Origin of the sequence: Thermocladium sp. ECH_B (genome assembly GCA_001516585.1) — an archaeon.
Classification (GTDB): Archaea; Thermoproteota; Thermoprotei; order Thermoproteales; family Thermocladiaceae; genus Thermocladium.
In genome coordinates this window covers 45,914-58,619 of the sequence record LOBW01000001.1, presented here as the reverse complement: position 1 = coordinate 58,619, position 12,706 = coordinate 45,914, and the positions used below count along the sequence as shown (strand labels likewise).

The 12,706-nt window shown below is 50.9% G+C and carries 14 protein-coding genes; 7 read left to right on the top strand and 7 right to left on the bottom strand.

All coding sequences use genetic code 11. The features are described 5' to 3' along the window. Nucleotides 1-486, bottom strand: a complete 486-nt coding sequence (locus tag AT710_00360) for a hypothetical protein (protein ID KUO93323.1) — start codon at nucleotides 484-486, stop codon at nucleotides 1-3. Nucleotides 487-782: 296 nt separating this feature from the next. On the opposite strand from AT710_00360, the gene AT710_00355 reads away from it, so the two are divergent. Continuing rightward, a complete protein-coding gene (locus tag AT710_00355; GenBank protein KUO93344.1) occupies nucleotides 783-1,319 on the top strand; it encodes a GTP cyclohydrolase I in 537 nt (178 codons plus the stop codon). Here the strand turns inward: AT710_00355 and AT710_00350 are convergent. Beyond that, entirely contained in the window at nucleotides 1,299-2,246 is a 948-nt protein-coding gene (locus AT710_00350) for a spermidine synthase (GenBank protein ID KUO93322.1), read from the bottom strand. The two genes, AT710_00355 and AT710_00350, sit on opposite strands and share 21 nt — an antisense overlap. 143 nt (nucleotides 2,247-2,389) lie before the next feature. Here AT710_00350 and AT710_00345 point away from each other — a divergent pair, with 143 nt between their 5' ends. Continuing rightward, the gene (locus AT710_00345) at nucleotides 2,390-3,046 is read left to right on the top strand and encodes a 30S ribosomal protein S3 (protein ID KUO93321.1); all 657 of its coding nucleotides are present in this window, start codon (nucleotides 2,390-2,392) and stop codon (nucleotides 3,044-3,046) included. Nucleotides 3,047-3,237: 191 nt separating this feature from the next. On the opposite strand, the gene AT710_00340 is transcribed toward AT710_00345, so the two are convergent. After that, a complete protein-coding gene (locus AT710_00340; protein KUO93320.1) occupies nucleotides 3,238-4,383 on the bottom strand; it encodes a hypothetical protein in 1,146 nt (381 codons plus the stop codon). A 57-nt stretch (nucleotides 4,384-4,440) separates the two neighbouring features. Here AT710_00340 and AT710_00335 point away from each other — a divergent pair, with 57 nt between their 5' ends. Further along, nucleotides 4,441-5,577 carry a tyrosine--tRNA ligase gene (locus AT710_00335; protein ID KUO93319.1) on the top strand — a complete coding sequence of 379 codons (1,137 nt, stop codon included), beginning with the start codon at nucleotides 4,441-4,443 and terminating at the stop codon, nucleotides 5,575-5,577. Here the strand turns inward: AT710_00335 and AT710_00330 are convergent. Then, nucleotides 5,571-6,131, bottom strand: a complete 561-nt coding sequence (locus tag AT710_00330) for a hypothetical protein (GenBank protein KUO93318.1) — start codon at nucleotides 6,129-6,131, stop codon at nucleotides 5,571-5,573. The genes AT710_00335 and AT710_00330 overlap by 7 nt on opposite strands. Before the next feature lie 81 nt (nucleotides 6,132-6,212). Here AT710_00330 and AT710_00325 point away from each other — a divergent pair, with 81 nt between their 5' ends. After that, nucleotides 6,213-7,010 (top strand): 5'-methylthioadenosine phosphorylase, encoded by a 798-nt coding sequence (locus tag AT710_00325; GenBank protein KUO93343.1) that lies wholly within the window; start codon nucleotides 6,213-6,215, stop codon nucleotides 7,008-7,010. An 18-nt stretch (nucleotides 7,011-7,028) separates the two neighbouring features. On the opposite strand, the gene AT710_00320 is transcribed toward AT710_00325, so the two are convergent. Next, nucleotides 7,029-7,505 carry a hypothetical protein gene (locus AT710_00320; GenBank protein KUO93317.1) on the bottom strand — a complete coding sequence of 159 codons (477 nt, stop codon included), beginning with the start codon at nucleotides 7,503-7,505 and terminating at the stop codon, nucleotides 7,029-7,031. A 168-nt stretch (nucleotides 7,506-7,673) separates the two neighbouring features. Here AT710_00320 and AT710_00315 point away from each other — a divergent pair, with 168 nt between their 5' ends. Next, a complete protein-coding gene (locus AT710_00315; GenBank protein ID KUO93316.1) occupies nucleotides 7,674-9,098 on the top strand; it encodes an MFS transporter in 1,425 nt (474 codons plus the stop codon). 47 nt (nucleotides 9,099-9,145) lie between these two features. Here the strand turns inward: AT710_00315 and AT710_00310 are convergent, their stop codons facing one another. Next, nucleotides 9,146-11,044: a hypothetical protein gene (locus tag AT710_00310; GenBank protein ID KUO93315.1), complete on the bottom strand. Its 1,899-nt coding sequence runs from the start codon at nucleotides 11,042-11,044 to the stop codon at nucleotides 9,146-9,148. A gap of 111 nt (nucleotides 11,045-11,155) precedes the next feature. Here AT710_00310 and AT710_00305 point away from each other — a divergent pair, with 111 nt between their 5' ends. Then, nucleotides 11,156-11,536: a hypothetical protein gene (locus tag AT710_00305; GenBank protein ID KUO93342.1), complete on the top strand. Its 381-nt coding sequence runs from the start codon at nucleotides 11,156-11,158 to the stop codon at nucleotides 11,534-11,536. After that, nucleotides 11,529-12,077 carry a ribonuclease BN gene (locus AT710_00300; GenBank protein ID KUO93314.1) on the top strand — a complete coding sequence of 183 codons (549 nt, stop codon included), beginning with the start codon at nucleotides 11,529-11,531 and terminating at the stop codon, nucleotides 12,075-12,077. Before AT710_00305 ends, AT710_00300 begins: the two co-directional genes overlap by 8 nt. Here the strand turns inward: AT710_00300 and AT710_00295 are convergent, their stop codons facing one another. After that, nucleotides 12,078-12,698, bottom strand: a complete 621-nt coding sequence (locus tag AT710_00295) for a hypothetical protein (GenBank protein KUO93313.1) — start codon at nucleotides 12,696-12,698, stop codon at nucleotides 12,078-12,080. It abuts the gene before it with no gap. Between the last annotated feature and the right edge of the window lie 8 nt (nucleotides 12,699-12,706).

The following is a 12,706-nucleotide window of genomic DNA, read 5'->3' as shown; positions in this document are numbered from 1 at the left end:
TTACTCTTCTTCCTCCTCATCCTTGGCCTTATCTGCGGCTATGAGCATGGCGAATCCAGCAAATATGAGCGCCGCCCCAATTATTCCGGCATAGAATGCATTGACCCATAGCCCGAGCCTGAGCGTTATGGTGTAATTGCTTCCGGTGTACATGCATGCCCCGGGCCCCAGTATTACTACTTCGCCGCTGGGCGGCAGGACGCCGCTGGATGTTAATGGCGTCACGGGTATGTAGTGGCCATAACTTATTATCGTTGATCCATTTAATGCGGATACGGTTACTTGCGCGGATATTGGGTACCTCCCCATTGCGCGGTTAACCAGCGACTCATTGAGTGGATTAACGATTATGCTGCTCAGCAAGTCGCTGCAGGTTCTCGCATTTATGTAACTGAAGGAGTAATTAGTCATTGAGTGAGCCTCATAGAGCAGGACAGCGGCCACGATCAGCATGGCTATGCTTAATGCAATCAATGCCCTCCTCATTAATATATACTGCTGGAGCGGTTCTTTTAAGTCATTTCATTACGCCCGTAATTCGATTTATGCTCTAATCCATTGAAGGCATTTATTGATTTCCTGAACCCCCGCCATAAAGGGGTTCCCCGAGGCCTAGATGGTTACACCCTTGTGGGCGCTACCTCGTCATGATCATTGAAGCATAATTGTTTTCCTACGGGGAGTACTTTCAGGCGATACAGTTAAATTAAGTAAATTAAGGCTGAGTTAACGTGAATAAGGAATCCATTGGTAAAATAGATAAGGCAAAAATATCGCGTGCAATGCGCTCCATCCTTGAAGCCATAGGGGAGAATCCGGAGAGGGAGGGCTTGAGGGACACGCCGAGGCGCGTTGCGGATATGTATGAGGAGTTACTTGAGGGATACGAGAGCGAGGTTGATTATACTTGGTTCACGGAGTCCACCGATCTAGTTGTAATAGCTGGGATAAGATTCTATAGTCTCTGCGAGCACCATGTTTTGCCATTCATGGGGCTAGCCCATGTAGCGTATATTCCCCGCGGCAAGGTGATTGGACTCAGCAAGATACCTAGAATAGTTCAGAAATATGCTCGGCGTCTCCAGAACCAGGAGAGGATGACTCACCAAATAGCCCAGGAAATAATGGAGACAACGGGTTCCCCCGACGTTATGGTGATTACGGAGGCATATCACCTATGCGTGATAATGAGGGGCGCAAAGAACACGGCTGGAATGGTATCCCTAGGCCTAAGGGGCGCGTTTAAGACCGATAGGGAATTGAGGGAGGAAGTATACGAAATGATTAATCCCTATAGATTACCTAAGTGGATGCTCTGAGGGCAATCTAACCGAGGGAGGCTCCCTATCCGTCGCTATCCTATTGGCCGCGGCGAATGCCGTCCTAACGTTCTTGGGTAGGCTAAACATGTGCATATGGGTCTCGCCATCATAATGCCTCAAGCTTCCAGTTATTGCCTTGCTCACCCTCGCATCGACCTCGCTTGATTCTAATTGCTTGGGGTCAGCCTCGTCGCTGGCAAATATGAATCCCCAGGGCGCATCATACGACGTCACGTAGGCGCTATATGGCCTAACCACCTTGAAGACGGCGCTTATGGTCTTATATATGGAGGCCATCACGTCCAAGGCATCGGACGTATTGGCTGCCTGGGTAACCATGACTCCCCCACTCCTTAACGCGTTCTTGACTGCCCTATAGAACTCAACAGTGTAGAGTAGGCTGGCGGGGCCCCCCTCCATTGGATCAGTCGCATCTATTATTATGGCGTCGAAGCCGCTCGTTGTCCCCTCTATGTACTTTCTCCCGTCCCCTATTATTAATTTGAATCTGGGATCCCTAAATGCCTCCTCCCCCATCTCAGGCAAGTACTTTCGAGATGCGTTCACTACCTCCTCATCTAGATCCACCATTACTACCTCCTCAACGGTTCTATGCCTCAGCGCTTCCCTGGCCGTGGCGCCTTCTCCTCCGCCTATTATGAGGACTCGCCTGGGATTGCCGTGGGCAATTAGGGCTGGATGCACTAGGGACTCGTGGTATATGAATTCATCATATAGGGTGCTCTGCACCTTGCCGTCAAGAACCAGCCCGCGCCCGAGGTCCTCGAACTCCACCACATCTATTCTCTGGTACTTGGATTCCCCGCTGTAGTATATCTTATTGACTCCGCGAACGTGCCAACTAGTTGGCGATATGAATTCAATGAAGTAGCTCCCCAACTTACTCATTTTGCTAAAACTCATGGATTGAGCGGCTTGTGTCCCTTTATAAGCATGGCGATTATAGGATTGGTTTAATGCCATGGTGATGGCATTTAAATTATGTTCAATTCACTTTCGTGGTAAGTTTTTTAAATGGGGCGGTAAGGCGGTTTATAGTGATTTGATTGTCGACGAAGGTGCCCGTCAGGAAGAAGATATTGGAGGATAATAAACGGAAATGGATGATAAAGGAGTACCTAGAGTACAGGCTAGCCAAGTCGGGTTACGTTGATGCAACAATACAGAGAATGCCGATTGGATCACGCATAATGATTAGCGCCGAGCATAAGAACAGGATAATAGGCAGGAAAGGCGCCATAGTCAAGGAGCTAAGCGAGCAATTGAAGAATAAATTCGACCTGGATAACGTGATGATAGACGTGGTTCAGGTCCAGGACCCGCAGCACAATGCGAAGCTAGTGGGCCTAAAGATAGCTAATGCGATGTCTAAGGGAGTTAAGTTCAGGCGCGCGGCCTTAGCCGCGCTTCGGCAATTAAGCGATGCTAAGGGCGTGGAAATAGTGATAAGCGGGAAATTAAGCAGCGAGAGATCCAGGTTCGAGAAGTACGTGCGCGGCGTCGTATATAAGTCGGGAAACGATGCCTCCACTAAGGTGCAGAGGGCAGTGGTTTGGGTCCTCCTTAATCAGGGCCTCTTCGGCGTCAAGGTGAGGATAATGCCGCCGGACGTGGTTCCAAGCGATAAGATAGAGATAATTGAGCCAGAGAAGGTTGAGGCTAAGCCGGAGGTAACGGTTCAGGGTGAGGTTAATGAGCAGTAAGCAGAAACTGAATCCAAAGTACATACGATCGCTCTCCCCAGAGGAAAGAAGCAAGTTGCTTAGTGACTTATTGACTGAGGTCAGGAAACTAAGGGCTCAAGCAGGCAAGGGAGTGGTGGAGAACCCGGGTCGCCTAAGAACTGTTAGGAAAGCAATAGCCAGGATAATGACCATAAACCACGAGGAGGAACTCAAGTCGAGGCAGCGCTCCTCATAATGCTTAATTCATGCATTGCTCTTCCCCTATCCTTCTCGCTTAGCTTTGCCCTAAGCACTACTTCCTCCAACGCATTAATTACCTCCTCCGCAACCCTCCTATTCACTGGGTATGGAACCCCATCCTTCCCCCCTATCGCGTATGCATACTTGAATGGATCATAGGGATGAGTCACGGGATCGTTCAGCGATGGAGGGGATCCATATATTAGGTCACACACTAGGAAGAGGGCCCTCGAGACGCTTGGACCCATCCCGCTCAGCAATGCCTCCTCCAGGCTGCCTGGTTTTCTCGCCGCCGTCTCCTCCATTGACTTAATGCCCCTCTCGCTTATGGGCTGATAATAAATGATGCCGCTGTTCCTTGAAACTGCCCCAAATGATCTCCCATATAGCCAAGCATCAATGCCGCCGCGAAGCATTGATTGTGCCTTCCTATAATCATTAACTAATTTCCTGGGGTCTTGGTTAAGGAGATCAAGCATTAGTTTCCTAGTCCCCTCCTGGCTTCCCTCAATCACGTTCGCCGCGTTGCCCTTCACTCCAGCCACGGCGGAGTGGGGATCGCTAATGAAGCTGCTTGGCTCTACCCAGTGATACCTCCTCGCGAATCTAGTGGCGGTATTCATTCCCTGCTGAATCACGGCCCACCGACCACTCCTCGTCACTATCATTGAGTGGATGTATAATTGATGACCATCCAGCAGAAGCGATGAGTCCACCCTAGCCGCTAACTTGCTTGCTTGGATGAGTCCCTCTATATCCAGGTCAAATTCCTTCCCCAAATTCCTTAATTCGCTTGGCGTCGCGGTAGCCATTCTGCCCTTGCCGCCGACCACCGCTAACCCATCATCCGGCTTCAGCACTTGCCTTAGTATAGATATCAACACCGTGGTGGAACCGCTTGAGTTCCAATCCATTCCTATTATGTTGCTCAGGCCCTGGAACCAGAAGGGATTCCCCAATCTCTCGAGCAATGTATCCTCCCCCCACTCGATCAGCATGACATCTATGACAGCACGCGCCATCCTCTTCATTATTGGCAGCAACCACTCGGGCACTTTGCCCCAGTGGAGAGGTAAATCAGCTGCGCCGATCACTATTGGATGCGCGGCATTCATATTAATATTTGTTTCAGCCAAGAAAACACATTAATATCAGGTGCTTGCTGGGTCTTCATGGATGTGGAGGAGAAGTTGTCCCTAATAATGAGGTTCCCAACGGAGGAAGTATTGACGGGAGACGAGTTAAGGCAGTACCTGGAGACGGGGCACCAATTGAGGCACTACATTGGCTTCGAGATATCCGGCTTCGTTCATATAGGGACCGGCATAATAAGCATGAGTAAACTAGTTGATCTGCAGAGGGCCGGCGTTAAGGTATCAATTCTATTAGCCGATGTACATTCATGGCTCAACGATAAGCTGGGCGGCAACATGGATGCAATACAGCGGGCAGCCATGGGTTACTTTGGGGAGACGCTTAAGAAATCCATTGAAGTACTGGGGGGAGACCCCGGCGCCGTTGACTTCATATTGGCGTCAAATATGTTTAGGGAGAACGAGAATTACTGGTATCAAGTGCTGGACTTGGCGCGTCAAGTAACGGTGTCCGACGCGAAGCATAGCTTAACCATAATGGGCAGGAAGTACGGCGAGTCAGCGAGGCTTGCCTGGTTAATATACCCATTAATGCAAGTGGTTGATGTGTATTCCCTCGGCACGCATATTGCCCAGGGCGGCATGGATCAAAGAAAGGCATATGTCCTTGCACGAGATGTTTGGGACAAGATAAGATTAATGCCGTTGAGGCTAGGCGATAAGAACGTGAAGCCAATAATACTGCTTCACCACCTGATCCCAGCCCTCAACATTAAGGGAACGGAGTCCAGGGAGGAATTATCGGAGGCTAAGATGAGTAAGTCAAAGCCGGACACCGCCCTCTTCCTGCATGNTTCGCCGGAGGAAGTGAGGCGAAAAATAAGCAATGCCTACTGCCCAGCTAAGGTGATTGACGGTAACCCAGTGCTTGACTTGGCCCGCGTCTTCTCGTTTAGGGGGACACGGCAATCACCATTCATAATAGAGAAGCCTCCCCAATTCGGCGGCGGGAAACTGGAGTTCTGGACATTCGAGGAATTGGCTAAATCCTATGAGGCGGGCGCAGTGCATCCAATGGATCTGAAGAAGGCAGTCGCTGAGGAGGCCGTTAAGGCAATGGAGCCATTCCATAAATGGTTCACAACGGGTCCCGGCGCATCGTTGCTGGAGCAAATGAGGCAATTAATGCCGCGATCCTCGACTGGGGATCATTGATAAACCAAGTCCGAATTAGTTAAGTCTATGAATGCCTTATCGAGTATTGACACCAGCCAGGAATAAACCACTAACTTACTCGTCTCTAGATCGGGATTAACGCAATTAATTGGGACGCTGATGCTTATTGGATCGCTGTATTCCCGGTCGCTCACCACGGCTTGGACTTGAGGCATTGTGATGCTGCTCGGCGCGTCCCAGAGATCAAGGGGTCTCTCCAGCGGCGTTTGGCGGCACTGGAATAATGGTTTTCCAAGGCCTATCGATGAGCCGTAGATGACTCCATCGCTGGCGAGGAACCCGATCACTAACTCGGTGCCGCGAGGTATTTTAGGTAGGGACGCATTGATTAATGTGAGCGGCTTCCCATTACTTATCAATTTATATGATTGGCCTAGATCAATGACTGTGGCCCACGGCAAGCTCTCCAGCGGAACCTCATAAGTGTTTCCACGCTTGACTGCCTTAAATACCCTGACAAGCTCCAGCTGCGTGGCTGAGTACATCTTGACCAGCATCTGGAGGTTCCCTATGGCGTATTGTCTCCGATACATGTGGAATCCTTAAATAGAGGAGCCTCGGGAGATTTATAAGTGAAACTAGTAAAGGCAACATCACCGGATGAATTAATCAAAATGGGCGTCACGCCTCGGGTAGGCGTCATAGGCGGCTCTGGTCTATACGATGCCGATATCTTCAGTGAATCAATCGAGGTGCAAATGCATACGCCATACGGGTTTCCAAGCGATAACCTAATCATCGGCAAATTACTTAATTCATGGGTTGCCTTTCTACCGAGGCACGGCAGGGGACACAAGTACCCGCCGCACAGGATACCTTATCGAGCGAATGCGTGGGCTCTTCGATCCATTGGAGTATCATCAGTGATAGCCGTTAGCGCTGTGGGTAGCCTGCGGCAGGACTATGCGCCGGGGGACTTCGTTGTGCCGGATCAATTCGTGGACATGACTAAGTCGCGGGAATACACGTTCTTCGATGGTCCTCGAGTCTGTCATCCACAGATCGGGGTGGAGCCATTCAATAATGAATTGCGTCGACTACTAATTGAGTCCGCATCAAAGTATAATAAGGTCCATGACGGGGGCTGCTACGTCTGCATAGAGGGGCCGCGCTTCAGCACTAGGGCTGAGTCAAGGATTTGGAGGGATGTTTATGGCTGCGACATAATAGGGATGACGCTTGTGCCGGAAATAAACCTAGTCAGGGAAATGGGCATGTGCTACGCGCTGCTCGCATTGGTGACGGATTACGATATATGGGTTCCCCACCAACCGGTTACCGCCGATATAGTGGAGAAGACGATGGGGGAGAAGCTTGGATTAGCTAAGAAGGTCTTGATGGAGGTTATTCCAAGGATACCGGAGTCGCTGGGGGAGAAGTGCTCGAAGGAAATGGAGAATGCCTGCATCTAATTGGGTTAATTCCCTTCCCTACTTGCTAAGTAGGTTCTTAAACATCTCTACGGCTATTTTATGATCTATATTAATATAATCGAGCAACATCATGTAGAGGTTAAACGGTAATGCGCCCGCCAGCAGCGTGCGGGCCAGGAAGAACTTAGCTGCATCTGCTCCACAGGCCTGCGCCGCGTGCATCCCTTGCAGTGCGGCGAATACCGCATAAATCCCTGGATTCACATTGTATTGGGTGAATATTGCTATTACGCCATCCGCATACGCCTCAACGCTGGGGGCAGTGGTTAGCCTCTTGCTTGCCTCCTGTATTTCGCTGAACTTAGCCGCCAGGGCCTGCAGTTTTTGAGCGAGTTCCGGGAATATTCTTCCAGTATCGTTTAATGCATTCATGGTTATTGATGCGTAATTCTTGTTTATGCAGTCGCTTGGCTTCACGCTTAATGCTATCATTATTAATTCAGCTGCTTCACGCGCCCCCTCTACTCCGGACATGAATTAAGGATTGGTTCCCAGTTATTAAAGCATTAACTGATAGGGGCGAGGAGCGCCATTGGTTTCGATTATCTCAATATTATATTGTANTAGCATTGATTAATATATAGTGTTCGTGTTTTAGGTAAGAAGCGCTTAAAGACCCTTAATCGCTGGTCACNAATCTCGATGAANGCGGAATCGAGAAATCCNTTTAAGGAAATGAACGGCATACGTCTATCCTTCGCCCACATAAAGGTCTTCTTCACTGCAGGCATGGGGTTCTTCACCGATGCGTATGACTTATTCATAATAGGCGCAGTCCTCGACGTATTCAGCAAGGCCAATATACCTGGCTTCGATATAGGAATAAAAGTGCTTGGAATGCCCCTCTCCGGGTTCCTAGGCGCCTCGGCAATATTCACGGCAATAATAGGCCAACTATTATTCGGCGCATTGGCCGATAGGTTCGGCAGGAAAAGCGTCTATGGCACAGAGGCAACGCTAATGGCGATCGGCGCCCTCCTATCCGCCGTTTCACCCAACATTTACTGGCTAATAGCTTCTCGTCTAGTGCTGGGTCTAGGCATAGGAGGCGACTACCCAGTCTCATCCGTTATAATGAGCGAGTACGCCAATACCAAGGACAGGGGCAAACTAATAGCGTTGGTATTCTCCACGCAAGGCATAGGCTCCTTAACGGCTATACTGGTCGGCGCCCTCTCCGCATCAATGCTGCCTCCCAGCATTTCATGGAGAATAATGCTGGGGATAGGGGCCATCCCGGCGTTATCCGTGATATACTTGAGGCTCAAGATACCGGAGACCCCTAGATACGCGCTCCTAGTGAAGCGCAATAAGGCTGAGGCAGAGAAGGCTGCTGGCCTCCTCGGCGCCAAGCTGAGCGGTGAAGCGGTTTCCCGCGACATGCCGCTCCTCGAGTTCATTAGGAGGTACTGGCTAACGCTGCTGGTGACCGCTGGGACCTGGTTCTTAATAGATATGGCATTCTATGGTTCAGGCGTGTACTCCGGCCCCATAGTTTCCTCATTCATACCCATAAGCCCCTCCCTGCCCGCATCTGTTCAAATAGAGAGGCTAATACTTGAGGCTGGATTGCCATTCATAGTTGGCCTACCGGGTTACTACTTGGCCGTTGCCTTAATGGATAAATTGGGCCGCAAAAACATCCAATTAATCGGATTCACGGGCATGGCTCTCCTCTACTTGATCGTGACCTCAATAATGAAGACCAGCGGAACCAAGGTAATAGGCTTCCTATTGCCCGCCAGCCTATCCCTATCGCTCTACGTATTGACCTTCTTCTTCATAGACTTTGGACCGAACACCACAACCTTCGTGATACCGGCAGAGGTGTACCCAACCAGGTACAGGACGAGGGGCCACGGAATATCAGCGGCGGCTGGGAAGGGGGGTGCAGCAATCTCAACCCTCCTCGTCCCCTCGCTTGAGTCAAGCATAGGCTTACATGGCATAATGCTGATATATGCTGCGGCCGCATTGATGGGCCTCGGCTTAACGCTTCTATTAAAGGAACCGAAACAGAAGGACCTAGAGACCGTGGCGGAGGAGGAAATAGTGCCGATCAATTGAATCGATCTACAAAAATAAAATAAAATAATGGATTAATTCATCATAAATTAGGCGTTGAATATAGTCTTCACCTCGCTCCATGTCATGGGTTCACCCCTTCCCTCCCCAATCAATCTACTGGGGCCGGGCACCAACTCCACTAATTGCTCCACTAATACTGTCCTCGCTCTTTTATCCAGCTCCACTAATTTGTTCCTAATCATTGTTGCCGCCCTACCCCTCTCCACATTGCCTGGACTAATGAGGACGTAGATATTGGCAAGCCGCTTAATCGCGGTGGGGGGAGCGGAGACCGGCCTTGCAGCGTTACCGTCAAACCTAACCCCAACCCCAAGCCCTAACTCCACTCCATGCACCCAATTCCGCTCCCCATAAATCATGAAGCTACCCCTACCAATGTACTCCCCCGCCGGCGCCTCCTTGCTTACCCTGCTTCCCTCCACATAGAACACGTCGCCAGCCATTGCGCCCATGGACCATAAGCGGGAATTCGAGGCAGCAAATGAAGCCACCTCAATCGCCTCCTCCGGAGTCACCTCGCTGGCGCGCAGCACTGTGGCGGCTGCGCCCGGTATATCCGCGTGGAAAAAGAGGTCGCGGGGCCTCATGTACTTCTTAACTATCACCTCGTTTTGATCCGCATTCTTCCCGGCCAGCACGCCGTGATTATTAAGGGTGATGAACCACTTAAATCGCTCGAACCACTCCTTCTCATACATTATCCTCACGGAGTCCCTGAACCCCGTTTCCCGCGTCTCTGCCTCGGCATTTAATTGAGCCAGTTTCTCCTCCAGCTTCTTAATGGTCTCGCCCGCCGCCTTGGCCTTCCTCTCGGCCTCCTTCGCTGCCTCGAAGTACCTGGACGCCGCGTCCCCGGGCGACTCGCTTAGCCCCAGCTCCACTGATTCCCCATCTATGATTATGCTCAGCAATCGCTTCACTGGGTCGAATCCCTTTATAGTCAAGTTACTGCTCCCCAACTCCCTTAACCCACTTAAGTCCCTAGCCGCATAGAGCCGCCGCGCCGCGTTAATCACTTCGCTTAATTGGTACAGGTTCCTCATTATTGCCTCCCCCATCCTTCTATATCGTTGAGCGGCCTCCAGGTTACGGGCGACGGATTCCCGGGCCTCCCTTATGCTGGACTCCAGTTTAGCCGCCTCACCCTTAATCGACTCAACGGCCCTGCTGGCGGCTTCTCGCTCCTCAAGTCTCCAGAAGTATTCATCAACCGCCTCATTAAATGTGTTGAACCTAATTAGTTCCCCTCCTATTGATTTGAACGGTATGGGCGACACGAAGGCTGGCTCCCCATTAATTACCTGAATAACGGGTTCTCTGGGACCCAGCACGGCTAGGGCAATCATTGACCTGAGCTCCCTCCACGCCATTAATGGGTCCCCACAATCCGTCCTCACGCATAGCTCCAACGCTAGGTCCCTCCCAAGCCCCAGTTCCCTCCCCAATGATTCGCGCTTCACGCCTATAAATGAATCCGCGAAGCGGGGATCCCGGAAGAGGCGCGGAGGGGGGGTGTAGGGCTTCCCCGGCCATATTTCCCTATCCCTCGACCTATAGCTGTGGAGAACCCACTTAACTATGCCCTCCCTCTCCAGCGCTATATTGAATGGGTTAAGCAGTTCAATTATGAGCGAGCCGCAATCGGTTTCCATCCTCAGTACCCTATCAAAGAATGGAAGCAGCATGCCGCTTATTCGGCACCCATCAATGTATTGCCTAAGGGGGCTGGGCTCAGTGTTGGGCGGTACTCGAGTGGTGATGCTTACCCTGTTTCTAGATGCGATTATGAGGGACTTATCCCGGCCCCCTACCCTGATCAGTAATGAGGCGTTCGCGGAGTAGACCTTATCAATGGGTCTCCCAGTGAGGACGCTTAATTCGCTGGCGATGGCCATTAAATCAAAGGCGGAGAGGGAGGGCTTCATGATTGTCCATGTCCATTAAGGATTAAAAGCCTTTCCACGTTGCTCGCATTAAGGCTAATAATGCGCATTGCCCAGTTAAGGATATATACCGCGGCAGCGCTTTGGTTCTCGATGTCTAATCAAAAGGAGGGGAATGAAGAGGAGAAAAAGAAGTTATTGATTCCCTCGTTCCTCACGGCCGACGTGTTCAAGAAGGAGCGCAAGGCACCAATGGAGAGGCGATTAAGGCTTAGGCGGAGGAGCGACGTGGATGAGGGAAAGGCATTCATGAATCCGGGCACCATGAAGGAACTAAACATAACCACGGAGATAGAGGCGGTCCTGGCTGGCGGGGGAGCAAGGGAGCGAAAGTACGTGTTTAGGGTCACCGCTAAGGAGGATGTGCCGCCCGGCGAGGTTTGGTGTAATGAGGAGGAGCTACGGAGGAACGGCGTTGCGGATAACTCCATAGCCACAATAAGGGCTCACCGGAGGGAGCAGGATAGTGCTTAAGGGCGTGCTAAAGGGGGACACCGTAATAATAAGCGATCCCGAGGAGGCGCGTCAATTATATGCATCTGCTTTTTACGGTAAATTCATTGGCCTAGATAAGGTGAAGCCGGNGGAGGCCAGGAATACCGCTGTTCCGCTTCACTTATCTATACTGGATGCCATTTACCTAGTGGAGCAGGGCAGGCTAGCCGTAACTAGGAGCAATGGGGCTCCAGTTGCCCTGGATGAGTTGAGGCGAATAATGGAGTCCAGGTTCAGCGATGCCGCTACTGTGTATGGCGTGTATAAGTTCTTCAGGGACCGGGGATTCGTCGTGAAGAGCGGGTTAAAGTTCGGGAGCCTCTTCGCCATATATGAGAAGGGGCCGGGGATAGATCATGCACCGATACTAATTCATTACCTGGATCCCGCGAGGAACATAACTGCGCTGGACATAACTCGCGCAGCCAGGTTGAGCCACAGCGTTAGGAAGGCCTTTGTCCTCGCCACGAGGGACATAGATGATTTATTCTTCATAGGATTCGAGTGGTGGAATCCCTAATCATTGATTGCTTCTCTTCCCAAGTATATCAAGCCATGGATTCTCCTTCATGAATTGAGGAACATCGCCGGCACTAGTCACTGCGGGAGCAGGGTTCTCCTCCTGGATCCGCTTCTCCTCCTGCCTCTTCTCCACGGCGTTCCCATCGAATCGCTTGCTTCGTTCCTCAAGCTCCTGGATCCGCTTCTCTAATTGATTTATCTTATCCTGCATTGCCCTAATGGTTCTCTCCAGTAATTGGAGTTCCTCGCCATCCATGATTGGGGCTTGGATTGTGGCTATGGGGATGCTGGGCAGGGCCTCCCTGATCTCCTCGCCCATCACTATGACGCCGATGCCCAGCTTCTTCATTAGTTTCCCATCAATGAAGTTCAGGGCCGATTTATCTATCGCAATATACATCTTATTAAAGCCGCCGCGGTTCCCCGCTAGTTCAGCCACGCTCTTCGCTATATCTGCCTCGCTTGGAATATCCATGTATATGTACCTGTAATGAACGGAGTTATTGCCGTCCCTGCAATTAACGTAGTCAAGCCCCCTCTCCACTATCTCTAGTCCCCTCTCCTCCGTGAGCCACTTAATTAATCTATCCATTTCCCTCTTGAGAAGCAGATCCAGCACTGCCTATT